Below are 25,075 nucleotides of genomic sequence, written 5' to 3' on the forward strand. Positions count from 1 at the left end.
ATCAAAGAATAACGCCGGTTATTCTATCACCTTGCTGTAGCAGAAACATAAACGCTTAGCTCTAGTCGACAATGATGCAGATGAGAGTACGCGGCCCATGCACACCTTCGACGCGGTTGAGTTCAATATCTGAGGTGGCCGATGGTCCAGAAATCATGGTGTTAGGCACATTGGGGTTGAGTCGACTGAGTAATTCGGGAACACCATAAACCACATTGTCCATGCGCACGATGCATATGTGGCAGTCGGGAACTAAGGTCAGTGCTCGCCTGCCGCAGATGGAGCCTGATTCTAAGCAGATTGTGCCTGTTTGCGCTGAGGCTGAATGCGAGTCGGTGACCACTGCATCTACGTCGTTAAGCAAACGTGGATCTGTGGCGGGGTCATCGGGCTTGGCGACGCCATCAAAGTCTGCAAAAAGCGTTGGGTCTAGTCCTGGTGCGTAGCGTATGTTGTGTGCATTGCGTTCGTGAAGCAGGCGCGTAAGGTGCTGTGGGAGCTTGTCGACGCCGCTGCGAACAACTTGTGCTTTATAGTCTACGAGTCGCTCGATGAGTAGTTCGCGTAATTGTTCACTAGGCAGCGTACTGCTATGAGTATAGTTACGCGCGATAGTTGTCGGTTGGGCATGGGCGAGTGCGTTGGCATTGCGTATTCGCTGCAAAATTTCGGTTTTGGCATCCATTATGCTTCCTTTGTTTCAGTACGCAGTAGCTCTTGGGCTTGTTGAGTCTCGAACCATTGTCGGAATGTGGCGCGTGGGGGTAATGCAACGTCTCTGTTATCGGTCCAGCCGGATAGAAAACTGGGGAGGTGTGTTATTTTCTGTGAGCGCCAGCCGAGAATTCGCCCGAGCGAAACCATGCGGGAGACAGTGTCCCATGCTTTGGCATTTCCCCAAGTTAGTTGCATGATGCCCATGAGTGAACCTTCAATTTTTGGCTTGTCTTTTTCGATTTTTTGGTGCCGGAGTTCTAATAGGATGTCTGTGAACGGAATTTTCACTGGGCATACTTCATTGCAGCGTCCGCATAGGGATGATGCGTAGGGTAGGTAGGCGCTGGGATCATGTTTATCGTGTATGCCAGTCAGTTGTGGGGTGAGGATGGCTCCAATTGGACCTGGGTAGGTAGAGCCATAGGCGTGCCCACCTGCGCGTTCATAGACTGGGCAGACGTTGAGGCAGGCGGAGCAGCGTATGCATTTGAGTGCTTCGCGCCCGATTTCATCTGCTAGTACGGCAGTTCGACCGTTGTCAACAAGAACAATGTGAAAGTTTTGTGGTCCGTCGCCTTTGGTTACGCCTGACCATGTGGAAACATAGGGTGCTTGTCTTTCGCCCGTCGACGATCGGGGGAGCAATTGCAAAAATACTTCAAGGTCGCGGAAAGTGGGTACGATTTTTTCGATTCCCATGACTGTGATGAGTGTTTCTGGCAGGGTCAAGCACATTCGACCGTTGCCTTCGGATTCCATGATGGTGATGGTTCCGGTTTCTGCTACGCCAAAGTTTGCGCCAGAGATGGCTACTTTGGCTTTCATGAATTGTTCTCTTAAGAACACTCGTGATGCTTCGGCTAGATCAGTCGGGTTGGTGGATAAGGAGTCGTCAGTGTGTGGCATTTTCTTTAGGAAGATGTCACGTATTTCTGCGCGGTTGCGGTGTATGGCTGGTACGAGAATATGTGAGGGTTTATCGTCGCCAAGTTGTACGATGAGTTCTGCCAGATCGGTTTCTTGGGCGCTAATTCCTGCTTGTTCGAGGTGCGAGTTAAGTCCAATTTCCATTGTGGCCATTGACTTAATTTTCACGACGTCGCGTTGACCGGTTTCTTGCACTAAGCGTGTGATAATCTCGCAGGCTTCTTGCCCATCCCGTGCCCAGTGTACGTGCCCGCCTCGTTGGGTAACGGCATGCTCGAATTGGAGGAGTAGTTCGTCTAAGCGTGCTCCAACATCACGTTTAATATCCGAGCCAGCTTGGCGAAGTTGCTCCCAATCTTCTTTTTCATTGGTGACGCGCAGGCGCTTATCGCGAATAGTCGTGGTGGCTTTCTTGAGGTTTGCTCGTTGTGTAGCATTGCTCAAACCAGTTTGTGCGGCATATACAAAGTTGTGTTCGGAGCGTAGTTCACTGTTTTCAGAGGCACGTGGTGGCATGGTGGGTGAGCCGAGGGAGATTTTCATAGCATATCCTCTTTGCTATAGATGGCAGAAGTGGGGCTGAGCGGGTGTTTTTTGGTTGAGGCTAAAATTTCTGCGATATGCACTGCGCGAATTCCTGCACGTTTGCGTGAGAGTGCTCCGGCGATATTCATGAGGCAGGAGGAGTCGCCCCCAGTAATATATTCAGCTCCGGTGCTTTCGATATTTCTGGTTTTATCTGTGACCATTGCTGCTGAGGTTGCTGCATTTTTGAGGGCGAATGTGCCGCCAAAACCGCAACATTCTTCGCTATTGGGCAAGTCGATGAGTTCTAAGCCTTCGACGTTCTTTAGTAGTCGATAGGGGCGATCTCCTAGTTTGATAAACCGTAATCCATGGCAGGAGGGGTGGTAGGTGACTTTGTGTGGGAAGAATGCGCCGAGTTGGTCAGTTTCTAAAACATCTATCAGAAATTCAGGCAAATCATATGTTTTCGCGCTTGTGGTTTTCGCACCGTCGGCTAAGGCTTGAGTACCATAACGACGGGCAACGCGTTCATGTTGTTCTCTGACTGTTCCGACGCAGGATCCGGAGGGTGCTACGACATAATCAATGGAGTTATCGGAAAATGCTTCGACATAGTTTTTAATGAATGCTGTGGTTTCTTTTTGATAGCCTGAGTTGATATGCATTTGTCCGCAGCAGGTTTGTTCTTGCGGGAAAATTACTTCACAGCCGAGTCTTGATAAAATCACTGCAGTGGCTTTGGACGCGTCGGGGAAGAGTGCGTCTCCAATGCACGTAGAAAAGAGTGCAACTTTCATGGGCGAGTTCCTTGGGTAGAGTTTATGTCTCTTTAATGACGGAGATAATAAGAAAAGATAGCATTAGAAGAGAGATTGCTACCTGAATTACTCGTATTATTGCGATAATGTGCAGCTCGGCATGGAAACTTAGGTAGATAAACCCTCCGACGGAAACAATGCTGTATCCCATCATCACGAGTGTGCGATATTTTTCATGGTGGAGCAGGAAGCGTTTGAGATATAAAAAGGAACCAACCCAACCTAGGGCTGCTAAAAATCTCAATACTAATGCTGCGAAGACGATTCTGTGTGTGATTGTTTTATCGTCAATGTTATGGAATGAATCTGGGTGTGTAGCGGCAAAAGCGTCGGCATAGGATTGAAAATTGGCAATGCTGTAGATGAGACAGACAGCAGAAAGGGAAAGCAGGGCGACGACGAAATAGAGAAAGATTGTGATGATAGGTTTTCGCGATTTGTGTAGTTTATGCGCCACAATCTTTAACCTTTAGTGGTTTTAATGAGAAAAGTGGTCGGTTTTCCACCAGAACCAGCCTGCGAGGGCACCGAGGATAAGTGGTAGCCATGCCATAGAGTAGTCATGCACCCATAGCACAAGCAAAAATGATGTAATAGCAAAGACTGTTATTACGATTGCTTTGGTTTTTTCGATCTCGGAGCGCTTCATGTTTTCTCCTAGGTGATCTGAGTCGTTGAAGATCTATTTGATGAAAACCCTATGTATCCTTGTATAGCACAACTTTTATCTTGACGCTTGGGCAGGTATCAAGATAGGTATCAGTGTCAATATCAGCTAAACTGTTGTGTCATGACACCAGCAGAATTATCTACTTTGATTAAAGACACAGCCACTACTGTTTTAACTGATAAAGGTTTAGACACGGCTGCATTGCCTGAGCAGGTTACGGTTGAGCGTCCGCGTAATGCTGCGCATGGTGATTATGCTACGAATCTTGCTTTGCAGGTGGCAAAGAAAGTGGGTCTGCCACCACGTGATTTTGCTACTTTGCTTGCCGACGCACTGTCAGGGCATTCAGCAATCGATACAGTAGAGATTGCTGGTCCTGGTTTTATTAATATCTGTTTGGCTGCTGGGGCACAGGCTCAAATCGTGACGCAGATTCTTGAGTATAAGGATAACTATGGCTCAAGTGATCTTTATGCTGGTCAGCGTGTTAATCTAGAGTTTGTTTCCGCTAACCCTACAGGGCCTATTCATCTTGGTGGGGCGCGATGGGCTGCTGCTGGTGATTCCTTGGGGCGTATTCTTGCTGCTAGTGGTGCGAAAGTTACGCGTGAGTATTATTTTAATGATCATGGTCGCCAAATCGATCGCTTTGTGTTTTCACTCATTGCTGCTGCTCAGGGCGAGCCAACCCCTGAGGATGGTTATGGTGGCGAGTATATTCACGATATTGCCCGTGAGATTGTGCAGCGCAATCCGCAGGTTCTTGAACAGCAGCCGCAGGAAAAGCATGAGTCGTTCCGCGCACTTGGTGTGGAGATGATGTTTGCGCATATTAAAGAGTCATTGCATGAGTTTGGTACTGACTTTGATGTGTTCTTCCATGAGAACTCATTATTTGAGTCGGGTGCCGTCGATAAGGCGGTACAGAAGCTCAAGGATACGGACAAGTTGTATCTTAAAGATGGTGCATGGTGGCTGCGTTCTACTGAGTATGGTGACGATAAAGATCGCGTGGTCATTAAGTCTGATGGTGATGCTGCTTATATTGCAGGTGATATTGCCTATGTGGCCGATAAGTTCGAGCGTGGTCATGATTTGTGCATTTATATGCTCGGCGCTGATCATCATGGATATATTTCCCGCTTGCGTGCTGGAGCTGCAGCTATGGGCTATAACCCTGAGCAGGTTGAGGTGCTGATTGGCCAGTTGGTCAATTTGCTCAAGGATGGCTCACCGGTGCGTATGTCTAAGCGTGCGGGTACTGTTGTTACTCTCGACGATCTTGTCGAGGCAATTGGTATTGACGCAGCACGGTATTCTTTGGTGCGTTCTTCTGTGGATACATCTATCGACATTGACCTAGGGCAATGGGCAGCGCAGACTAATGAGAACCCTGTTTATTATGTGCAATATGCCCATGCGCGCTTATGTTCGATTGCGCGTAAAGCTGCCGATATCGGGGTGACTCAGGCTGAAGGTACAGTATCTGACCTCTCTGTCCTTACTCATGAGCGTGAGGGCGATCTTATTCGTACCTTAGGGGAGTTCCCGGCAATTGTGAAAGCAGCTGCCCAGTTGCGTGAGCCGCATCGTATTGCTCGGTATGCTGAAGATCTTGCTGGTACATTCCATCGTTTTTATGATTCTTGCCAGATTTTGCCTAAGCAGGACGAGCAAACTCAGGATATTCATTATGCGCGTTTGCAATTAGCAGCAGCAACCCGTCAGGTGCTGGCTAATGCTTTGGGGCTCATAGGGGTTTCTGCGCCAGAGAGGATGTAACTTATGGGCGATTTCAATGCTTTACCTGCTCATGTGTGGCCGCGTAATGCTCGTCGTGAAGCTGATGGCAGTGTGAGCATTGCGGGTGTCTCGTTGCCTGAACTTGCCAAAGAATATGGCACGGTGCTCATGGTGATTGACGAACAGGATTTTCGTTCCCGGTGTCAAGACATGGCTCGTGCTTTTGGCGCAAGCAATGTGCACTATGCGTCGAAGGCTTTTATTTCTACAACAATTGCTCGGTGGGTTCATGAGGAGGGACTGCATATTGATGTTGCTTCTCAGGGAGAATTAGAAGTGGCATTACATGCTGATTTTCCGCCAGAGGATATTACTGCACACGGTAATAACAAAAGTGATGAGTTTTTGCGTAGGTGCGTTAGTCTAGGCGTAGGCACAATTGTCGTTGATTCTTATTATGAATTACGGCGCTTAGATGAGATTGCTGCAGAATGTGGCCGTACCCAGGATGTGCTGATTCGAGTAAAGCCTGGAATTGAGGCGCATACCCATGAGTTCATTGCGACGAGTCACGAAGATCAAAAGTTTGGTTTTTCCTTGGCATCTGGTTCTGCATATCAGGCAGCAGTGCAAGCCCATGAGGCACAGAATCTGGTTTTGTGCGGCTTACATTGTCATATCGGAAGCCAGATTTTTGATGCAGAAGGATTTAAGTTAGCAGCTGAGCGTGTTTTGCAGCTTTATCAGCAGCTCTCCTTGGTAATTGGTGCCGATGTCTTGAAGGTGCTCGATCTTGGCGGCGGTTTTGGCATTGCGTACCAGGCGCAGGAGGCGCCTTTTGATGTTGCTGCGATTGCACGCGAGCTTATCGACGTGGTGGCATATACGGCTCAGCGCTTAGGTGTGAAGCCACCACGTGTTATGGTGGAGCCGGGGCGGTCAATAGTAGGACCGAGTGCCGTGAGTATTTACACGGTGGGGACTATCAAAGATGTTTCAGTAGCGGAGAAAAATAAACGCCGTTATATTGCCGTCGACGGTGGTATGTCTGATAATGTGCGTCCACTGTTGTATGAAGCAGAATATGATGTTCGTGCGATTGATGGTTTTTGCTCTGGGGAACTTGTAGATTCACGGATAGTGGGATCACATTGTGAATCAGGGGATATTTTGGTGCGTAACCGCAAGCTGCCTGATGATATTACACCAGGGCAATATATCGCTTTTGCTGCTACTGGTGCTTATTGTTATGCCTTATCGAGTAGATACAATATGTTCATGCGCCCAGCAGTGCTTTCCGTCAAAGATGGGCAAGTAACTGTAATGCTGCGCAGGGAAACCGTTGATGATTTCTTTGCTCTTGAAGTCTCGTGATTATGCCTATCAGGTTTTATTTGTGCCTTTGTGGATTAAACAGATTAAACTAAATCACCATGACACAACAAGCGCAGTTTAATCCTGGAAAAGGTGCAGGAGAGTCGGTAGGTGTTGCATTACTTGGCTACGGTACGGTTGGTAGCCAAGTGCTTCGTCTTATGCAGGAAAATGCAGATGAGTTTGCACATCGGGCTGGCGGTCCTTTAGAGGTTAAAGGTGTTGCGGTAAGTAACATGGAAAAACACCGTGATTCCTTTGCCGCTTCCTTAGGATTGCTTACCGACGACGCTCGCTTCTTGGTGTCTCGTGATGATGTCGATATTGTGGTCGAGGTTATTGGCGGCATTGACTACCCACGAGAGTTGGTTCTTCAAGCATTGCGCAGTGGTAAATCTGTTGTTACTGCCAATAAAGCGCTTGTAGCGGCACATTCTGCAGAATTAGCGCAAGCTGCTGATGAGGCAGGGGTGGACTTGTACTTTGAGGCTGCCGTTGCCGCGGCAATTCCTGTGGTAGGTCCGTTGCGTCGTTCTTTAGCGGGTGACCAAGTGCAGTCTGTGGCTGGTATTGTCAATGGCACCACGAACTTTATTTTGGATGCTATGGATTCTACCGGTGCTTCCTATGACGATATGCTTGCTGAGGCAATGAGACTTGGCTATGCAGAGGCAGATCCTACTGCAGATGTTGAGGGCTATGATGCTGCGAGCAAAGCGGCGATTTTGGCGTCCTTAGCATTCCATACCCGGGTTACTGCCGATGATGTGTACTGTGAGGGTATTAGTAAAATATCGGCTGAGGACATCCTGGCAGCGAAACAAGCAGGCAATATCATTAAGCTGTTGGCTATTTGTGAGCGTCTTGTTGATGAGGAAGGTAATGAGTCTATTTCGGCCAGAGTGCATCCAACTCTGATTCCACGTTCTCATCCTTTGGCAAGCGTCGATAAGTCTTTCAATGCAGTCTTTGTGGAGGCAGAAGCTGCTGGTCGACTCATGTTCTATGGTAATGGTGCTGGTGGTAATCCTACAGCGTCAGCGGTATTGGGCGATATTGTTGGTGCGGCGCGCAATAAAGTGTTTGGGGGGCGTGCGCCAGGGGAGTCAACATATGCGAATTTGCCTATCGCAAGTTTTGGTGATGTTCCTACCTGCTATCACATTGATATGGAAGTTGAAGATCGTATTGGTGTGTTGGCGCTGCTTACAAAGATTTTTGCGGAGCACTCTATTTCTTTACGCACAGTACGTCAGGAAGAAAAGTCGGGTAGTTCAAGGCTGATTCTTGTCACGCATACTGCTCGGGAAGCTGATTTGGCACATACTGTAGCCTTGGTGGAACAGCTTGAACCGGTAAAGAAGATCAACAGCGTTATTCGCCTTGTGACCCAGTGAAAGAGCATAAAATGCCCATTGAGATACCTGTAGGCACAAAAGTTCGTGTGCGTGTTCCAGCTTCCTCTGCCAATTTAGGTCCTGGATTCGATACCTTAGGGTTAGCTCTGACACTGTATGACACCGTGGAAGTGGAGGTCATAGCGCAAGGGCTGGAAGTAGTAGTTTCTGGTGAGGGAGAAGGAGAACTACCTCTTGATGATTCTCACCTTGTAGTCAAAGCAATTCGTTCTGGTTTACGTTGTGCCCAGGCACAGGTGCCAGGTCTTAAAGTGGTCTGCCATAATTCTATTCCGCAGTCCAGGGGGCTTGGTTCTTCAGCTGCTGCAGCAGTGGCTGGGGTGAGTGCAGCTAATGGTTTGGCTGGTTTTCCTTTGACACAGCAGCAGCTTGTGCAGCTTTCTTCGGCTTTTGAGGGGCACCCGGATAATGCAGCGGCATCGGTATTGGGTGCTGCAGTTGTATCGTGGACAGAAGTTCCGGTAGATGGTCGTACGCAACCGCAATATCATGCAGTTACTATCGACGTTCACCCAAAAATTAAAGCAACAGCATTGGTGCCAGATTTTCATGCTTCTACTGAGGCTGTGCGTCGAGTGCTGCCTAGTGATGTGACCCATGTTGATGCTCGGTTTAATGTATCGCGCTGTGCAGTGATGACTGTGGCCTTGCAAAAACACCCTGAATTATTGTGGGAGGGGACCAGGGATCGTTTGCACCAGCCTTATCGCGCTGATGTTTTGCCAGTTACCGCTGAATGGGTGAATCGCCTACGCAATAAAGGCTATGCTGCATATTTATCTGGTGCGGGACCAACCATCATGGTGCTTTCTACTACACCAATAGATGAGAAAATTTTAGATCAAGCACGTGATGAGGGCTTGCGGGTTCTGTCTTTAGACGTAGCAGAGCCAGTGAGCGTGGAGCGGTTTTCTTAACTTTTATTCCCAGCTTTATGCCCTGGACCAGGCAACGCAATGACCTGGAAATCACCATCATTGAGATGTTTGCGTAGGTCTATTTTGTCGAATTTTCCTACTGAAGTCTTGTCGATGGAGTCCACAAAAGTCCAGTATTCCGGGAGCATCCACGCTGGGAATGCATTACGCATTTTATCGCGTAGCAGTGCAGCAGTTTCGGCATTGGCATCGATTCCTTTGGCTAAGACTGTTACTGCCAATGGGCGTTCCATCCATTTTTCGTCTGGGTGGCCAATGACTGCGCACTCTACGACCTCTGGCGCTGCCATAATTTCGTTCTCCAGTAGCGTCGAATAGATCCATTCACCACCAGAGCGAATAACGTCTCGTGCTCGGTCGTGGATTGTTAAAAATCCGTCTGAGGTTACTGAACCGACATCTCCGGTGCGTAGCCAACCGTCGAGAGTGAATTGTTCAGGACCATCGTCGACAGGTTCATTCCTGAATAATGCAGCAATGCCATCAGCGTCTGTGGTGGGTGAGTGATAATAACTGCCAGTAACCCAATTCCCTCGGACTTGGATCTCACCCTGGTGCCGGTCGGTGGAGCTTACGATTTCTCCATCGTTAACCACGCGATATTCGATAGACGCGGGGAATCGCCCTTGGCTTTCTCGATAGGTCAGGCGTGTTTGTCCGGATACTCCAGAAGGCGGCCGTGCAACAGTGATTGCTGTAGAGGTTTCTGTCATTCCCCACACATGAACAACATCCACACCATAATGTTCTTCCCACAATGTGATAAGCATGGGTGGCACAGCCGAACCACCTGCGAAAATCTCTTGTAAGCTCATGCGCTCTGGTGGATTATGCATGTAGTGCACCATGAGCTGAATCCAGATTGTTGGCACGCCATGCGCAGAACGTGGGTGAGTAGCGGCAATGACCTTTGCCAATGATGCCGGGGAAACATTGACACTGGGAAAGACGAGCGGGGTGCCAGACATGAAAGCTGCAATAGGCACTCCCCAAGATAAAACATGGTAGATAGGTACGCAGCATAGGAATGATTGCCCGTGCGTGATAGCCATGGAATCTGTGGTACGCAGACTTAATGATTGCAAGTATAAGGAGCGATGAGAGTACGCAACTCCTTTTGGTGCACCGCTAGAACCAGTGGAATAGCATAATGCAGCAGCGGTATTTTCATCAAGCACTGGCCATTTATAGTCTGTGGATCTGCCGTCGAGAAGAGCCTCATAGGAATAGCAGATGATATTTTCTGGAATATGCGCTACAGCAGCACTGATATCATTGCTGCCGATGAATACTACATATTTCACAGTGGGGCATCCTTGCGCCAGGATGGTGCCCAATTGTTTTGCCATGCGCTGGTCGGCAATAATGACCTGATCCTGTGCGTGGTTAATGATATGCCGTATCTGGTCATTCATGAGTTGCTTATTGAGTGGATTAAATACGGCTCCCATACAGGCAACTGCAAAAAGGGTTTCTAAATGTTCAGCGCAGTTATACATTAAGGTGCCCACACGTTGATCTGCGTCGATACCCAATTCATCTCTGAGTGCATGCGCTAATGCAGCAGCCCGAGCGCCGATGTGGGCAAAGGTAGTTTCGTGGGTTGTGTCATTTTCCCACGTGGTGACTTTTGTCTCGCCCAGCAGGGTGGAACCATGTGTCAAGATTCGAGAAAGGTTCAACGGGAGATCTTGCATTGTGGACAGCATATTTACCTAGTTTAGTGAGAAAGGCAGGCATTAGCTTATCGACGCACAGGTGGTGAATTATCTTCTCGTCATCCCGTGTCGAACGCAATAGTTCTTTGTTTTTCTGAATGTTTCTCGCTTGGAGCGTGAATATGTGTTACACTGCCAAGCGGTGAGATAAGTCAGAAGTTTTTCTGGTGGGTATATCAGTTTTCTTACCGCCAATTCTTCGCCATTATGACTTTCTCTTTTCCACAGCTTTGACTTTCCATGTCAAACGATCGACTAAATATTTCCCTAAAATGCTACTGCCATAGGTCTGGGCGGTGTGGGGGCTCGTGTGGAATCATGGAACCCATGTATTTCGCCGAAAATAATGCCGCGACAACCTCTCAGCATGGCGTGAGCACATGAAAGGACATCTGTGACTGGTACAGATAATGGCGCGCAGCGCAACTTAGCGGCAATGCGTCTTCCAGAGCTACGTAAAATTGCTGCTGAAATGGGACTTAAAGGAGTTTCAGCACTGCGTAAAGGTGATCTTATCGCCGCGATTAATGGTGCACAGGGGGCTGGTACTGCGGCAAAGGCTACGCAAGAAGTAAAAGAAGAATCACAACCGCAAACACCGCCAACACAGCAGCGTGGTCGCCGTCGAGTGGCAAAAAACACTGCACAAATAAATGACAGCACTGAATCAGAAAGTACGCCAGCTCAGGATACTCAAGATGCTGGTGAACAACCACGTAAAGCAACTTCTCGCCGTCGTGCAGTGCGTGCTAAAGCAGAAGAAACAGCTGATCATTCTGCTCACGATGTGGAAACCACAGATGTAGCAGAAAAAGCAGATGAGAATGCACAAAACTCTGACTCAGAAGAGCCACGGTATGAATCACGTTCTGCCGCACGACGAGCACGTCGAAACCGGGCACGTCGAGAGCATCGTGAAATAAAGGCTCAGCGTGAGGCAGATAATTCTGCTGAGCCAACTGAGGAGAAGGAAGCAGCACAGCAGCAGGAGAATGCGTCACACGATAATGCTGCTGAGGAGCGTCAGGAGCGCCGTCGAGAGCGTGGTGAGCGTCGTAACCGCAGGAATCGTCGTGGACGTGATCGTGACCGTGACACCGACACGAACGAGACACGTGAAGATGAAGTATTACAAAATGTTGCCGGTATCCTCGACATCATCGACAACAATGTTGCTTTCTTACGTACTACTGATTACCATGCAGGGCCTGCTGATGCTTATGTAAGTACACAGGTTATTCGCCGTTTTGGTTTGCGTGCTGGTGACGCAGTAACTGGGCAGGTACGCGTTCATAATGATAATCATCAGGGTGGACGTGGACGTAGTCGCCAAAAATATAATCCATTGGTTAACGTGGATACTATTAATGGAGTTAGTGTTGAAGAAGCGAAAGCTCGCCCAGAGTTTGCTAAATTGACTCCGCTTTATCCAAATCAACGCTTACGCTTGGAAACAGAAAAACATATTCTTACCACACGTGTGATTGATTTGATTATGCCAATCGGTAAAGGGCAGCGTGCTTTGATTGTTTCCCCACCTAAAGCGGGTAAAACAACTATTTTGCAAAATATCGCGAATGCGATTAAGACAAATAATCCAGAGTGCTATCTCATGGTTGTGCTTGTCGACGAGCGTCCTGAGGAAGTTACTGACATGAAACGCAATGTTAAAGGTGAAGAAGTTATTGCTTCTACCTTTGACCGTCCACCTAGCGAACACACCGCTGTTGCCGAATTGGCTATTGAGCGTGCAAAGCGTTTGGTGGAGCAAGGCCGTGACGTTGTCGTACTTCTTGATTCGATTACTCGTTTGGGACGTGCTTACAATAATTCCTCGCCTGCTTCTGGTCGTATTTTGTCTGGTGGCGTGGATTCTAATGCCCTTTATCCACCAAAGCGATTCTTGGGAGCGGCGCGCAATATCGAAAATGGTGGTTCGCTCACCATCATCGCCACTGCAATGGTAGAAACTGGTTCTGCTGGTGACACAGTCATTTTCGAGGAGTTCAAGGGTACTGGTAATGCGGAACTGAAACTCGATCGTAAAATTTCCGAGCGTCGGGTGTTCCCAGCGGTGGATGTTAATCCTTCTGGTACTCGTAAGGATGAGTTGCTTTTGGCACCAGAAGAAGCACGCATTATGCACAAATTGCGTCGTATTCTCTCTGCTCTTGAGCCACAGCAAGCTATTGATTTGCTGATTAAGCAACTCAAGAAGACGAAGAATAATGGCGAGTTCCTCATGCAAGTTGCTACCTCAACTCCAATGGCTGAAGATAACGAGGAGGACTAAGTGGCAGCTCAGGTTTCTGCAGTTGATGACATAGTTTCTGAGTATCAAGGCATTGAAGCCCAAATGGCAGATCCAGAAACTATGGGGGATCAGCAACTCTTCCGCAAGCTGTCAAAACGCTATTCAGAGCTCCAGCCTATTATCAAAGTCAATGATGTTCTTGTGCAGGCGCGTGCAGATCTAGCAGATGCCAAAGAAATGGCACATGAGGATCATGAGTTTGCTGAAGAAGTTACGCGTTTGGAGCAGTTGGTCGTCGAAAGCGAAGAAAAGCTGGCTGATCTCTTGGCTCCTCGTGACCCCCATGATGGTGATGACATTTTTATGGAGGTAAAAGCTGGAGCTGGTGGTGAGGAGGCAGCACTTTTTGCTGGCGACTTAGTACGAATGTATCAGCGTTATGCTGAAAAACATGGGTTTAGCACTGAGATTTTAGATCTCTCAGAATCGGATCTGGGGGGTGTCAAAGACCTCACGATGTCTATTCGCTCAAAGCAACCTTCACGTGATGGCGCATGGAGCGTATTTAAGTTTGAGGGCGGGGTGCACCGTGTACAGCGTGTTCCTGTGACAGAATCTCAAGGTCGCATCCAGACTTCAGCCGCTGGTGTGTTGGTTTATCCAGAGCCCGATGAGGTCGGGGAAGTTGAGATCAATGAAAAAGATTTACGCATTGATGTTTATCGCTCATCAGGTAAGGGTGGTCAAGGCGTTAACACTACTGACTCAGCTGTGCGTATTACGCATTTACCTACTGGAATTGTGGTGACCTGTCAAAAGGAACGCTCACAGATTCAGAATAAAGCACGTGCTATGCAGGTATTATCTGCGCGATTGCAAGCAATGGCTGAGGCTGAAGCTGATGCACAGGCAGCGGAAGGTCGAGCAGCACAGATTCGTACTATTGATCGTTCCGAGCGTATCCGCACTTACAATTGGCCGGAGAATCGTATTGCCGATCATCGCATTGGTTATAAAGCAAATAACCTTGATTCTGTGCTTGGCGGCGATTTGGATGATTTATTTACTGCACTACAGGCTGATGAACGAGCACAACGTTTGGAAGCGGAATAATAACCGATCCAATGAGGTACTGGGCACTAATGCTCAGTACCTTTTGTGTTGGGATAGGGGTTGATAGTGAAAATGGTTGGGTCGCACATACCGGATACGGTTTTGACTTCCGGCTCGAATGTGGCACAAGCTCTCAAAGAAGCCATAGCAGTATTTACTCGAGCTGGTATTGAAACTCCTGAGCAGGATGCACTTATTTTTGCTGCTGAGGCATTGGGGTGTGCTGTTTTAGAAGTAAGACTCCATGCAACAGCGCTTATGCCGACACAGTTTTTTGCTCATGTTGCCCAGCGTGCTCAGCGCATTCCTGTGCAGCATATTCTAGGAACAGCATGGTTTGGTCCGCTCAGTCTTGCTGTTGGTCCAGGGGTTTTTATTCCGCGACCGGAGACAGAGGTATTGGCAGATTGGGCTGTGCGCCAGATTGGCAATAAGCACATGAAAGTTGCTGATTTGTGTACTGGCTCTGGAGCTTTGTCGGCCTACATTGCGCATTATTGTCCGAATGTAAGTATTGTGGCAGTCGATAAAGATGAGCGAGCCTTAAAGTGGGCACGGAAAAATGTGCCGGAACACGTTAGTTTGTGCCATGCAGATGTCTGTGACCCAGAATTACTAAAAGGTCAAGACTCTACCTTTGACCTCATCGTGAGTAATCCGCCTTATGTACCAGAAAGCAACTGCTTACAACCAGAGGTCTATCACGACCCACATCATGCCGTTTTTTCCGGTGCAGATGGCATGACCGTGATTAACGGCATGGTCATGCGTATGATGCAGCTACTGAAACCAGGTGGATTATGCGGTATTGAACATGACGACACTACTAGTGCAGCAGTACGGGAATGTGTGAGTGCTACTGGGTTGTCTCAGGACATACGTGTGCTCAAGGATTTAGCAGGTATTGATCGCTTTATTCTGGCTAAGCGTAGTTGAGTGCATTGTTAAGTCAGGTCAAACTGTTATGATAAGCAGATAGACCAATATGAATCAGACGTGAGCATTGTTCAGGTCTTAAGTGTTGAAAGCAATAATTGGGTACAAAACGTTATGAGTAGAGTTTATGATTGTGCTGATGCACACACTCGCGCAACTGGTATTAGAACAGCAGTAAGCGCCGTGAAAAGTGGACGGTTGATCGTTATGCCTACCGATACACTTTATGGTTTGGGCTGTGATGCTTTCGATAATGATGCTGTCGCAAAACTACTCAGTACTAAACGACGTGGGCCTGATATGCCTGTGCCAGTGCTTATTGGCAGCTGGGATACTGTGCGTGGTTTGGTCGCTCATTATGATGAGCAGCTAGAAACATTAGTGGAAGCATTTTGGCCAGGTGGCCTGTCTCTAGTGGTGCCGCAAGCTCCTAGTCTACCGTGGAATCTGGGCGATACCCGTGGCACGGTCATGCTCCGTATGCCTTTGCACCCAGTGGCCATAGAAGTGTTGCGTGAGACTGGACCAATGGCAGTGTCGAGTGCAAATGTGTCTGGGCAAAAACCAGCGACAACCGTCGAAGAAGCTCAGCAACAACTTGGGGCAGCGGTCAATGTTTATCTTGATGGTGGTACTACTCCGGTGGGAGTTGCCTCCACTATTGTCGACTTATCTGGTGACCACCCTGTTATTTTGCGTGAGGGAGCTATTAGTAAGCAGCGCATTGCCCAAGTGCTCAATCGTGATCCGGAGAGTCTGACCTAAATGGGATCGGGTGTTGCTGGTGTGCCAATGCGTGAGCTTGCTCTCGTTCTATTAGTGGCAGCAGCTTTGACGTATCTTGCTACTGGCATAATTAGATATGTCATGGTCAGGTACGGCATTCTCAATGAGATCAGAGAACGTGATGCGCATGAACAGCCTAAGCCGCGTTTAGGTGGGGTTGCCATGTTTTCTGGTTTTATTGGTGCAGTGTTTTTGGCGCAACAATTGCCAGCTCTTACTCGTGGTTTCCAACCGATTACCCCAGAAATGAGTGCAGTGCTTTGGTCTGCTTTTGTCATTGTTGTCGTTGGTGTCTTGGACGATTTATGGGATCTTGATGCGTTGACAAAGCTGGTGGGGCAACTATTGGGTGCACTTATCATGAGTTTGCTTGGTCTGACCTGGACTTTGCTCTATATCCCCATTGGTGGCGGTACCACGGTACTTTTGGATCAATTTTTTTCCACAATTATCACAGTGCTTTTTACTGTTACGTTGATCAACGCCATCAATTTCATTGACGGACTTGATGGTCTTGCGGCTGGTCTGGGAATGATAGCCGGGCTTGCTATTTTAGTTTTTTCTATGATTATTCTCCACGACCAAGGAGGCATGGTTTCTGCCTATCCACCAGCAATCATTGCTGCTGCCTTGGTGGGAATTTGTGCAGGATTTTTGCCACATAATTTTGAGCCTTCTCGCATTTTCATGGGAGATTCAGGTGCGATGCTCATTGGTTTGTTGCTGGCAGCAGCAGCTACATCGGCCAGTGGGAAGATCAATATGGGGCTCTATGGCACTGCAGATTTAATTGCGTTGATGTCGCCCATTATCGTAGTGATAGCAGCAGTGTTTGTTCCTATGTTGGATCTGGTCATGGCAGTGGTTCGTCGAGTAGGCAAGGGGCAATCGCCGTTTATGCCAGATAAGAAGCACTTGCACCATCGTTTGCTTTCTTTGGGGCATACACATAGGCGAGTGGCGTTGTTGCTTTACTTGTGGGTTTCGGTTGCTGCTTTTGGTGCGGTGTCCTTTTCGATCGTGCCGCCTTTTTATGCAGTCGGTGCCATTGTTATTGCTATCGCCGTCGCTATTTTCTTTACCTGGTATCCCGTACATATTCGACAAAAACAAGCTGCTAAAAATACATCGTGACCTTTGGACTGTAAGATAGTCTTTGTGTCTCAAGAAAATACAGAATCTATCCTTTCTTCAGCTGCTGCACGATTATCGCCTTACGACGACCAACGCAAGCCATATGCCATGGCGGTTCGTCGAGGGCTTATAGCTTTAGCGGGCATTATTGTCCTTTCTTTGATCGTGTGGGGAATTGCTGCAGGTATGCCAGGCGTGTGGGCTGTGCTTATCGGTGGTGCCATTGGTGGCGGCTTTACCCTTTTTACGATGCTGAGTGGTTGGGTGAGTGCTTATGTTGCACCGCAGCTTAGTGTGGGCATTATCCTCGGTAGTTGGTTGCTGAAAATGGTGCTTCTCTTTGTTGTTATGGTGCTTATCCGTGATCTGACCTTTTATCATCGAGGTGCTTTTGTGACTACTACCTTCATTGCTTTGGCAGTGACATTAGGCGTAGAAGTCATGTCGATTTTGCGTTCCAAGACTACCTATACACAGTGAGTTTCCTTATCGGCGCTATCGCGGCGGGGGGATGATGCGGGGGTAAGTGACTCTATTCTTATTGCTGTGATTGAACTTACAGTCATACGTTTTCCCCGCTAAAGGCTAATTGTGATGCCAGCTAAAGGTTTTGCTCCAAAAAGTCCTGGCATGGAATAGATATTTAACTAAAATGCCTGCTAATCTAATCGATGGACTACTCAGGGTTTTTGTAGGTCTGCTGTGTGTACTCCATGCTTGCAGGTGAGTAAAAAGGGCTCTGGGAAGTGTCCCTGTTGTTACCGTGCTGATGTGCGACGGAATCCATGGTGATGACAGTGAGATTTTAGACGTCCATCGCACCGTGAAATTTTTTCACGGCCCGAACACGGGAGAGAACGCTGAGCGTTATAACACTGTCGATGAAGGGTGAATTTCATACACCCAACATTGATCACGAATTTTTCCCGGATGCCTTCTGGTTTACTGATGTGGCTGGCGGTTGGTTCCAGATCGACCGCTTGATGTTTGTCCGTCTGCTGATGGCAGTGGTTTTGGGCGCTTTTTTTGCTATAGCAATGCGCAATCCAAAGCTTGTTCCTTCTGGTTTGCAGAATCTAGCCGAGTTTTTCTTGGATTTTGTACGTATTCACATTGCGGAAGATATTTTAGGTAAGAAAGAAGGACGTCGTTTCCTTCCGGTAATTGCCACCATTTTCTTCATTGTGTTTATTATGAATATCCCTTCGGTTATTCCATTCCTTAACATTTCGCCTAATGCTCGTATTGGTATGCCAATTGTGCTGGCGGCATTTGGATATATAGCTTTCATTTATGCCGGAGTTAAACGATACGGTTTCTTCAAGTACATACGATCATCAGTGGTAATTCCGCATTTGCCATTCCTGGTCTATTTTCTTGTTATTCCACTGGAGTTCATATCTACATTTATTGTTCGTCCAGTATCGTTAGCTATTCGTCTTATGGTTAATATGCTCGCAGGACACGTCATCCTCGTGCTTATTTTCTCTGCGACAAATTTCTTCTTCTGGCAGTTAAATGGCTGGACTGCAATGTCCGCAGTAACCATTGTTTTTGGTGTACTTATGACACTCTTTGAGTGTCTAGTGATCTTCTTGCAGGCGTATATTTTCGCCTTGTTGGTCGCTGTGTACATTGAATTATCGCTTCATGCAGATGAACACTGATGAGCAACCAGTGCATCCCTTGCGGATCACAAATCTCTATAGTATTGAAGTATTTGTCAGGTAAATATCTGACTTATAGAAAGGGAACTTTTTCTCATGAATGAAATCATTTTGGCAGCAGGAAACGCTGGTGGAATTGAAGGTAGCATCGCTGGTATCGGTTTCGGTCTTTCTGCCATTGGTCCTGGTATCGGTATCGGTATCATCGGTGGTAAAACTGTTGAGGGTATGGCACGCCAGCCTGAGATGGTTGGTCAGCTTCGTACCGCTATGATTTTGGCTATCGCTTTCGCCGAGGTTTTGGGTCTTTTGGGCTTCATCGGCGCTTTTATCTTCTAATCATTACAACACGAAAGCTACAGATACATGACGAACGTCATTCAATTTCTAGCCGCAGAAGAAGGCTCAAATAGTGTTCTTCTACCTGCTACTTACGACATCGTCTGGTCTATCGTTGTGCTTATTGTCCTAGGGGCACTATTCACTTACTTCGTGTTACCGAAGTTTAAGGAAGTTCTTTCCGAACGTGAGGACCGGATCGCAGGTGGTATTCAGCGTGCTGAAGTAGCACAAGCTGAGGCGAAAGCGGCTCTTGAGAAGTACAATGCTCAACTTGCTGATGCACGCGCTGAGGCAGCTGAAATTCGTGATGAAGCCCGTGCGCGGGGTAAGCAAATTGAAGCTGAATACAAAGCGAAAGCTATCGAAGAGAGCAACCGAATTATTGAATCTGGCGAAAAGCAACTTGCTGCTCAGCGTGAGCAGGTTGTTGCAGAGCTACGTCGTGAAATGGGTCAGAACTCGATTTCTTTGGCTGAGCGTTTGCTCGGAGAACAACTCTCTGACGACGTAAAACGTTCAGGGACCATTGATCAGTTCTTGTCTGGTCTAGACACCGTTAGCGCAACAGGAAAGTGAGCACAATGCATACAGCGAGCCGTGAGGCACTAGCTCAGGTTTCTTCCCATATTGATACTGCATTGCAGGGGAATGAAAATGCTGTAGCTATTGCCGCCCAGACTGGCGCTGAGCTTTTTGATGTTGTTGATGTTTTGGAAGGCGATCGTCGTTTACGCATTGCCGTTGCAGATTCATCACGCACAGCTCAGCAACGTTCGGGTCTCATCTCTGCTGTGTTTGCCGGTAAAGTCTCACAGACTACTCTTGAAGTGCTCATCACTGCAGCAAGTCTCGAGTGGTCTACTCCTCGCGAGTTCCGTGCTGGTTTGGTCGAATTAGGTCGCCATGCACTATTGCGATCAGCAGAAGTTCAAGGGCAGATTGGGCAAGTAGAAGAAGAACTCTTCCGTTTGTCTCGTCTCTTGGGCAAAGAAGCACAATTGACTCTTCTGCTTGATGATCGCAGCGCAGATCCACAACGAAAGAGTGCGTTATTTGCAAGTGTTCTTTATGGCAAGGTTACTGCGGTAACTGAAGCACTTGCTTTGCAGGTAACGCGTCGCACTGAGCACAATGTTATTGATGATATCAATGCATTATCGAAGAAAGCTGCTGCATTGCAGGGGCGCGATGTTGCTTTTGTGGTGTCTGCTACAGAACTCAGTGGTGCACAAAATGACTCATTGGCGAATAAGCTAGAGCAGATTTATGGTCGTGCGATGAACATCCACTCTGAGGTTGATCCCAGCCTCCTCGGTGGCATGATTATCCGAGTTGGCGATGAAGTAATAGATGGATCAACTTCTGGAAAGATTGAACGTCTACGTGCGAATTTTGTCTAACACGACAACACACTAATAGTTAAGAATAGAAATTGCTGGAAGAAACAACCGAGAGCAGGAAGAACATGGCGGAGCTTACGATCTCCTCCGACGAGATCCGTAGCGCGATTGCGAACTACACCTCGAGCTACTCCGCGGAGGCCTCCCGTGAGGAGGTTGGCGTGGTGATTTCGGCAGCCGATGGTATTGCCCAGGTATCTGGACTTCCATCTGTTATGGCGAATGAGCTGCTTGAGTTCCCAGGTGGCGTAATTGGCGTCGCTCAGAACCTCGATACCGATCGCGTTGGTGTCGTAGTCTTGGGCAACTATGAAAGCCTTAAAGAAGGCGATGAAGTTAAGCGGACTGGAGAAGTCCTTTCGATTCCGGTCGGGGATAATTTCCTTGGTCGTGTTATCAACCCTTTGGGTCAGGTCATTGACGGGCTTGGTGCTGTTGAAGCTGAAGAAAACCGTGTGCTTGAGTTGCAGGCACCAACTGTTTTGCAGCGTCAGCCAGTGGAAGAGCCAATGCAGACCGGTATCAAAGCTATTGACGCAATGACCCCTATTGGTCGTGGTCAGCGTCAGTTGATCATTGGTGACCGTAAGACTGGTAAGACTGCTGTATGCATCGATACCATCTTGAACCAGAAGGCTAACTGGGAGTCTGGCGACAAGAACAAACAAGTTCGTTGTATTTATGTTGCTATTGGTCAAAAAGGCTCAACAATTGCCGCTGTCCGTAAAACCCTAGAAGAGCATGGTGCATTGGAGTACACCACAATTGTGGCAGCACCTGCTTCTGATTCTGCTGGTTTCAAGTGGCTTGCGCCTTTCGCAGGTGCAGCATTGGGACAGCACTGGATGTACCAGGGCAATCACGTATTGGTCATCTATGATGATTTGACTAAGCAGGCTGAGGCATACCGTGCTATCTCCTTGCTTCTTCGTCGCCCACCAGGACGTGAAGCATACCCAGGTGACGTTTTCTACTTGCACTCTCGTTTGCTAGAACGTGCAGCTAAGCTTTCCGACGATATGGGAGCTGGTTCTATGACCGCGCTGCCAATCATCGAAACCAAAGCGAACGATGTATCTGCCTTCATTCCTACCAACGTAATTTCTATTACTGATGGTCAGGTATTCCTTGAGTCCGATCTCTTTAACCAGGGTGTTCGTCCTGCGATTAACGTTGGTGTGTCGGTTTCTCGTGTTGGTGGTGCTGCACAGACAAAGGGCATGAAGAAAGTTTCTGGTTCCTTGCGTCTTGATCTTGCTGCATATCGTGATCTTGAGGCTTTCGCTACTTTCGCGTCTGACCTTGATCCTGCGTCGAAAGCTCAGCTTGATCGTGGTGCTCGTCTCGTGGAATTGCTCAAGCAATCTGAGAACTCACCACAGACTGTTGAACATCAAATTGTGTCAATCTGGCTTGCTGGTAATGGACACTTCGATTCTGTTCCCGTCGAAGACATCCGTCGCTTTGAGTCAGAGTTGATTGAGAATCTTCACTCCACAACACCTGAAGTTTTCGAGCAAATCGCTGGTGGTGCACAGCTTTCTGAGGACTCTCAGAATGCTCTGGTTGCTGCTACCGATAAGTTCAAGCGTTCTTTCCAGACCACTGATGGCACTGTTGTTATCAATGAACCTGAGGTTGATGCGCTTGCTGCAGGTGACGTACAAAAGAACCAGCTAAAGGTGAAGAAGTAAAGTTTTAAGACTTTATTTTAGAGCCATCAATTAGGAAAGAAGGGAGGCGAAAGATCCATGGCAAATCTTCGAGAATTGCGTGACCGAATTAAATCGGTGAACTCAACAAAGAAGATTACTAAAGCGCAAGAGCTTATTGCGACATCTCGCATTACTAAAGCGCAGGCACGGGTCGAGGCTTCATTGCCTTACGCCACCGAGATCCACAATGTGATGGAGCGTTTGGCCTCAGCTAGTTCTTTGGATCATCCGATGCTACGTGAACGAGAAGGCGGTAACCGCGCAGCTATTCTTGTAGTATCGAGTGATCGCGGCATGGCTGGTGGGTACAACTACAATGTCTTCAAGAAAGCTGCTGAGTTGCAGAAATTGCTTGAAGAAACCGGCTATGAGGTTGTCCGCTACGTCACAGGAAATAAGGGAGTTGCTTATTATAAGTTCCGCGGCGAAGAAGTCGCAGGTGCTTGGACAGGTTTCTCCCAGGATCCGACGTGGAGTGGTACTCACGACGTTCGCCATCATCTCATTGATGGATTCACTGCAACGTCTGAGGGAACCACACAGTGGTGCGAGGGCTTAACTGCTGAAGAAGGAAACGGCATTAAAGGCTTTGACCAAGTTCATGTGGTCTACACTGAGTTTGAGTCAATGCTTACCCAAACCCCTCGTGCTTTCCAACTGCTGCCCATCGAACCAGTTATTGAGACGAGCGATCACACAGATAGTGCAATCGATCGTCACGATAAGACATCTGGTACACCAGAGTCAGATGTAGAGTTTGAGCCTGATGCGGATACTTTGCTGTCTGCATTATTGCCACAGTATGTATCCCGCAGCTTGTATGCAATGTTCTTAGAAGCATCTGCTTCGGAATCTGCATCTCGTCGTAATGCGATGAAATCTGCGACCGATAATGCTACTGCATTGGTTAAGGATCTTTCACGTGTGGCTAACCAGGCTCGTCAGGCACAAATTACCCAGGAAATCACAGAGATTGTCGGTGGCGCTGGTGCGCTCGCCGAAAGCGCAGAAAGTGACTAGATTATGACCACAGCTCTTACAGAGCAGAACACGCAAACCGCGTCTGTCGCGGGTCGCGTTGTGCGCGTCATCGGTCCGGTCGTCGACGTGGAATTCCCACGCGGCGAGCTGCCGGCACTGTATAACGCGCTGACTGTCGAGGTAACTCTCGAGGCAGTTGCAAAGACCATTACGCTTGAGGTAGCCCAGCACTTGGGTGACAACCTCGTGCGTACCATTTCCATGGCGCCTACCGACGGACTTGTCCGCGGCGCTGAGGTAACTGATTCTGGTAAGCCAATTTCCGTGCCAGTTGGTGACGTTGTGAAAGGACACGTTTTCAACGCGCTAGGTGATTGTCTTGACCAGCCAGGTCTAGGCCGTGATGGTGAGCAGTGGGGTATCCACCGCGACCCACCACCATTCGACCAGCTCGAAGGTAAAACCGAGATTTTGGAAACTGGCATTAAGGTGATCGACCTTCTTACCCCATACGTAAAGGGTGGAAAGATTGGTCTGTTCGGTGGTGCTGGTGTGGGTAAGACCGTTCTTATCCAGGAGATGATTACCCGTATCGCTCGTGAGTTCTCCGGTACATCTGTATTCGCAGGTGTTGGTGAGCGTACTCGTGAGGGTACTGACCTCTTCCTTGAAATGGAAGAAATGGGTGTGCTTCAGGATACCGCCTTGGTATTCGGTCAGATGGACGAGCCACCAGGAGTTCGTATGCGTGTAGCTCTTTCTGGTCTGACAATGGCGGAGTACTTCCGCGATGTTCAGCACCAGGACGTGCTGTTGTTCATCGACAACATCTTCCGTTTCACCCAGGCAGGTTCTGAGGTATCCACGCTGCTAGGCCGTATGCCTTCCGCCGTGGGTTACCAGCCAACCTTGGCTGATGAGATGGGTGTTCTACAGGAGCGCATTACTTCTACAAAGGGTAAGTCCATTACCTCTTTGCAGGCTGTGTATGTTCCTGCTGATGACTACACCGACCCAGCCCCAGCAACCACATTCGCTCACTTGGATGCAACCACAGAGCTTGACCGTTCTATTGCTTCCAAGGGTATTTACCCAGCGGTGAACCCACTAACATCTACCTCTCGTATTCTTGAGCCAGGTATCGTTGGTGAGCGTCACTACGAGGTTGCGCAGCGAGTTATCCACATCTTGCAGAAGAACAAAGAACTTCAGGACATCATCGCCATTCTTGGTATGGATGAGCTTTCTGAAGAGGATAAGATCACTGTTCAGCGTGCTCGTCGCCTTGAGCGTTTCTTGGGTCAGAACTTCTTCGTTGCAGAGAAGTTCACTGGTATCCCAGGTTCTTATGTGCCGCTTTCTCATACCATCGACGCTTTCGAGCGCATTTGCAATGGCGATTTCGATCACTACCCTGAGCAGGCCTTTAACGGTCTAGGTGGTTTGGACGACGTCGAAGCTGCATACAAGAAATTGACTGAGAAGTAGGGGAGGAACGGACATGGCTGACATCACCGTTGAAATAGTCTCTGTGGAACGTGTGTTGTGGAGCGGACACGCTAGCATTGTTACCGCACAAACCACAGAAGGCGAACTCGGCGTGCAGCCTGGTCACGTGCCATTTCTAGGGCAACTAGCCGAAAATGGCATTGTGACGGTTACTCCTGTGGATGGCAGCAAACTTGTTGCTGCTGTTCAAGGTGGCTTCATCTCTGTTTCTGCAGATAAAATCACTGTGCTTGCCGAATACGCTATTTGGTCTGATGAGGTTGACACCACATCAGCAGAAGCGAATTTGCAGTCTAGTGATGCACTATCTAAAGCTCGTGCTGAAGCTGAACTAAAAGCTGTCCGTCGAAGCGCAGGAGTATAACCTACACCTGCGACAGTGTTCAC

The 25,075-nt window shown here is 48.3% G+C and carries 24 protein-coding genes; 18 read left to right on the top strand and 6 right to left on the bottom strand.

The annotated features are described in order from the left end of the window. Positions 1 to 61: 61 nt before the first annotated feature. Genes EML15_RS07575 through EML15_RS07595 form a run of 5 tightly spaced genes read right to left on the bottom strand, consistent with a single transcriptional unit; the run spans position 62 to position 3,639 of the window. Positions 62 to 685 (bottom strand): LUD domain-containing protein, encoded by a 624-nt coding sequence (locus EML15_RS07575; RefSeq protein WP_144274562.1) that lies wholly within the window; start codon positions 683 to 685, stop codon positions 62 to 64. Further along, positions 685 to 2,187 carry a LutB/LldF family L-lactate oxidation iron-sulfur protein gene (locus tag EML15_RS07580; RefSeq protein WP_144274564.1) on the bottom strand — a complete coding sequence of 501 codons (1,503 nt, stop codon included), beginning with the start codon at positions 2,185 to 2,187 and terminating at the stop codon, positions 685 to 687. The genes EML15_RS07575 and EML15_RS07580 overlap by 1 nt, the downstream gene beginning before the upstream one ends. Then, a complete protein-coding gene (locus tag EML15_RS07585) occupies positions 2,184 to 2,969 on the bottom strand; it encodes a (Fe-S)-binding protein (RefSeq protein WP_144274566.1) in 786 nt (261 codons plus the stop codon). Before EML15_RS07585 ends, EML15_RS07580 begins: the two co-directional genes overlap by 4 nt. Before the next feature lie 22 nt (positions 2,970 to 2,991). Beyond that, a complete protein-coding gene (locus tag EML15_RS07590) occupies positions 2,992 to 3,447 on the bottom strand; it encodes a hypothetical protein (protein ID WP_144274568.1) in 456 nt (151 codons plus the stop codon). 21 nt (positions 3,448 to 3,468) lie between these two features. Next, positions 3,469 to 3,639 (bottom strand): hypothetical protein, encoded by a 171-nt coding sequence (locus EML15_RS07595; protein WP_168195033.1) that lies wholly within the window; start codon positions 3,637 to 3,639, stop codon positions 3,469 to 3,471. Between the two features lie 141 nt (positions 3,640 to 3,780). On the opposite strand from EML15_RS07595, the gene argS reads away from it, so the two are divergent. The 4 genes from argS to thrB are packed head-to-tail and all read left to right on the top strand — an operon-like array spanning position 3,781 to position 9,112. Next, complete coding sequence (argS, locus tag EML15_RS07600; protein WP_144274570.1) at positions 3,781 to 5,442, top strand: arginine--tRNA ligase; 1,662 nt, start codon at positions 3,781 to 3,783, stop codon at positions 5,440 to 5,442. Between the two features lie 3 nt (positions 5,443 to 5,445). Continuing rightward, complete coding sequence (lysA, locus tag EML15_RS07605; RefSeq protein WP_144274572.1) at positions 5,446 to 6,777, top strand: diaminopimelate decarboxylase; 1,332 nt, start codon at positions 5,446 to 5,448, stop codon at positions 6,775 to 6,777. 59 nt (positions 6,778 to 6,836) lie between these two features. After that, positions 6,837 to 8,174: a homoserine dehydrogenase gene (locus tag EML15_RS07610; RefSeq protein WP_144274574.1), complete on the top strand. Its 1,338-nt coding sequence runs from the start codon at positions 6,837 to 6,839 to the stop codon at positions 8,172 to 8,174. 11 nt (positions 8,175 to 8,185) lie between these two features. Further along, positions 8,186 to 9,112 carry a homoserine kinase gene (gene thrB / locus EML15_RS07615; RefSeq protein ID WP_144274576.1) on the top strand — a complete coding sequence of 309 codons (927 nt, stop codon included), beginning with the start codon at positions 8,186 to 8,188 and terminating at the stop codon, positions 9,110 to 9,112. Here the strand turns inward: thrB and EML15_RS07620 are convergent. Further along, entirely contained in the window at positions 9,109 to 10,842 is a 1,734-nt protein-coding gene (locus EML15_RS07620; protein WP_144274578.1) for a long-chain fatty-acid--CoA ligase, read from the bottom strand. The two genes, thrB and EML15_RS07620, sit on opposite strands and share 4 nt — an antisense overlap. Positions 10,843 to 11,245: 403 nt before the next feature. Between EML15_RS07620 and rho the strand changes: the two genes are divergently transcribed. The 14 genes from rho (at position 11,246) to EML15_RS07690 (ending at position 25,052) form a co-directional block, all read left to right on the top strand. Next, a complete protein-coding gene (rho, locus tag EML15_RS07625) occupies positions 11,246 to 13,144 on the top strand; it encodes a transcription termination factor Rho (protein ID WP_144274580.1) in 1,899 nt (632 codons plus the stop codon). Further along, the gene (gene prfA / locus EML15_RS07630; protein ID WP_144274582.1) at positions 13,145 to 14,218 is read left to right on the top strand and encodes a peptide chain release factor 1; all 1,074 of its coding nucleotides are present in this window, start codon (positions 13,145 to 13,147) and stop codon (positions 14,216 to 14,218) included. It abuts the gene before it with no gap. Positions 14,219 to 14,290: 72 nt separating this feature from the next. Then, the gene (prmC, locus tag EML15_RS07635; RefSeq protein ID WP_144274584.1) at positions 14,291 to 15,154 is read left to right on the top strand and encodes a peptide chain release factor N(5)-glutamine methyltransferase; all 864 of its coding nucleotides are present in this window, start codon (positions 14,291 to 14,293) and stop codon (positions 15,152 to 15,154) included. A gap of 114 nt (positions 15,155 to 15,268) precedes the next feature. Beyond that, positions 15,269 to 15,919, top strand: coding sequence for an L-threonylcarbamoyladenylate synthase (locus tag EML15_RS07640; RefSeq protein WP_144274586.1), 651 nt, complete (start codon positions 15,269 to 15,271; stop codon positions 15,917 to 15,919). Then, positions 15,920 to 17,074: an MraY family glycosyltransferase gene (locus EML15_RS07645; RefSeq protein ID WP_144274588.1), complete on the top strand. Its 1,155-nt coding sequence runs from the start codon at positions 15,920 to 15,922 to the stop codon at positions 17,072 to 17,074. 24 nt (positions 17,075 to 17,098) lie between these two features. Further along, a complete protein-coding gene (locus EML15_RS07650; RefSeq protein WP_144274590.1) occupies positions 17,099 to 17,554 on the top strand; it encodes a hypothetical protein in 456 nt (151 codons plus the stop codon). Positions 17,555 to 17,955: 401 nt separating this feature from the next. Next, positions 17,956 to 18,741 (top strand): F0F1 ATP synthase subunit A, encoded by a 786-nt coding sequence (gene atpB / locus EML15_RS07655; protein ID WP_144274592.1) that lies wholly within the window; start codon positions 17,956 to 17,958, stop codon positions 18,739 to 18,741. Between the two features lie 96 nt (positions 18,742 to 18,837). Beyond that, positions 18,838 to 19,080, top strand: a complete 243-nt coding sequence (gene atpE / locus EML15_RS07660) for an ATP synthase F0 subunit C (RefSeq protein WP_144274594.1) — start codon at positions 18,838 to 18,840, stop codon at positions 19,078 to 19,080. A gap of 27 nt (positions 19,081 to 19,107) precedes the next feature. After that, entirely contained in the window at positions 19,108 to 19,659 is a 552-nt protein-coding gene (locus EML15_RS07665; protein WP_144274596.1) for a F0F1 ATP synthase subunit B, read from the top strand. Positions 19,660 to 19,664: 5 nt separating this feature from the next. After that, on the top strand, positions 19,665 to 20,483 hold the full coding sequence (locus tag EML15_RS07670) for a F0F1 ATP synthase subunit delta (protein ID WP_144274598.1): 819 nt from the start codon (positions 19,665 to 19,667) through the stop codon (positions 20,481 to 20,483). A gap of 65 nt (positions 20,484 to 20,548) precedes the next feature. Further along, a complete protein-coding gene (gene atpA, locus EML15_RS07675) occupies positions 20,549 to 22,177 on the top strand; it encodes a F0F1 ATP synthase subunit alpha (protein ID WP_144274600.1) in 1,629 nt (542 codons plus the stop codon). 57 nt (positions 22,178 to 22,234) lie between these two features. Next, positions 22,235 to 23,218: a F0F1 ATP synthase subunit gamma gene (locus EML15_RS07680; protein ID WP_144274602.1), complete on the top strand. Its 984-nt coding sequence runs from the start codon at positions 22,235 to 22,237 to the stop codon at positions 23,216 to 23,218. Positions 23,219 to 23,221: 3 nt separating this feature from the next. Further along, positions 23,222 to 24,667, top strand: a complete 1,446-nt coding sequence (gene atpD / locus EML15_RS07685) for a F0F1 ATP synthase subunit beta (protein ID WP_144274604.1) — start codon at positions 23,222 to 23,224, stop codon at positions 24,665 to 24,667. Positions 24,668 to 24,680: 13 nt separating this feature from the next. Further along, the gene (locus tag EML15_RS07690) at positions 24,681 to 25,052 is read left to right on the top strand and encodes a F0F1 ATP synthase subunit epsilon (protein WP_144274606.1); all 372 of its coding nucleotides are present in this window, start codon (positions 24,681 to 24,683) and stop codon (positions 25,050 to 25,052) included. The last annotated feature ends 23 nt before the right edge of the window (positions 25,053 to 25,075 follow it).

The sequence above is a fragment of the Corynebacterium sp. sy017 genome (genome assembly GCF_017918135.1).
Taxonomy (GTDB): domain Bacteria; phylum Actinomycetota; class Actinomycetes; order Mycobacteriales; family Mycobacteriaceae; genus Corynebacterium.

Bases quoted from the DNA above. Each gene is read 5' to 3' on its own strand.
- argS (WP_144274570.1), top strand. From the start codon at position 3,781: ATGACACCAGCAGAATTATCTACTTTGATTAAAGACACAGCCACTACT.
- atpD (WP_144274604.1), top strand. From the start codon at position 23,222: ATGACCACAGCTCTTACAGAGCAGAACACGCAAACCGCGTCTGTCGCG.
- lysA (WP_144274572.1), top strand. From the start codon at position 5,446: ATGGGCGATTTCAATGCTTTACCTGCTCATGTGTGGCCGCGTAATGCT.
- thrB (WP_144274576.1), top strand. From the start codon at position 8,186: ATGCCCATTGAGATACCTGTAGGCACAAAAGTTCGTGTGCGTGTTCCA.
- EML15_RS07585 (WP_144274566.1), bottom strand. From the start codon at position 2,969: ATGAAAGTTGCACTCTTTTCTACGTGCATTGGAGACGCACTCTTCCCC.
- EML15_RS07620 (WP_144274578.1), bottom strand. From the start codon at position 10,842: ATGCTGTCCACAATGCAAGATCTCCCGTTGAACCTTTCTCGAATCTTG.
- EML15_RS07680 (WP_144274602.1), top strand. From the start codon at position 22,235: ATGGCAAATCTTCGAGAATTGCGTGACCGAATTAAATCGGTGAACTCA.
- EML15_RS07575 (WP_144274562.1), bottom strand. From the start codon at position 685: ATGGATGCCAAAACCGAAATTTTGCAGCGAATACGCAATGCCAACGCA.
- EML15_RS07640 (WP_144274586.1), top strand. From the start codon at position 15,269: ATGAGTAGAGTTTATGATTGTGCTGATGCACACACTCGCGCAACTGGT.
- prmC (WP_144274584.1), top strand. From the start codon at position 14,291: ATGGTTGGGTCGCACATACCGGATACGGTTTTGACTTCCGGCTCGAAT.
- EML15_RS07670 (WP_144274598.1), top strand. From the start codon at position 19,665: ATGCATACAGCGAGCCGTGAGGCACTAGCTCAGGTTTCTTCCCATATT.
- EML15_RS07595 (WP_168195033.1), bottom strand. From the start codon at position 3,639: ATGAAGCGCTCCGAGATCGAAAAAACCAAAGCAATCGTAATAACAGTC.
- EML15_RS07645 (WP_144274588.1), top strand. From the start codon at position 15,920: ATGGGATCGGGTGTTGCTGGTGTGCCAATGCGTGAGCTTGCTCTCGTT.
- atpB (WP_144274592.1), top strand. From the start codon at position 17,956: ATGAAGGGTGAATTTCATACACCCAACATTGATCACGAATTTTTCCCG.
- EML15_RS07690 (WP_144274606.1), top strand. From the start codon at position 24,681: ATGGCTGACATCACCGTTGAAATAGTCTCTGTGGAACGTGTGTTGTGG.
- atpE (WP_144274594.1), top strand. From the start codon at position 18,838: ATGAATGAAATCATTTTGGCAGCAGGAAACGCTGGTGGAATTGAAGGT.
- EML15_RS07580 (WP_144274564.1), bottom strand. From the start codon at position 2,187: ATGAAAATCTCCCTCGGCTCACCCACCATGCCACCACGTGCCTCTGAA.
- EML15_RS07665 (WP_144274596.1), top strand. From the start codon at position 19,108: ATGACGAACGTCATTCAATTTCTAGCCGCAGAAGAAGGCTCAAATAGT.
- EML15_RS07610 (WP_144274574.1), top strand. From the start codon at position 6,837: ATGACACAACAAGCGCAGTTTAATCCTGGAAAAGGTGCAGGAGAGTCG.
- atpA (WP_144274600.1), top strand. From the start codon at position 20,549: ATGGCGGAGCTTACGATCTCCTCCGACGAGATCCGTAGCGCGATTGCG.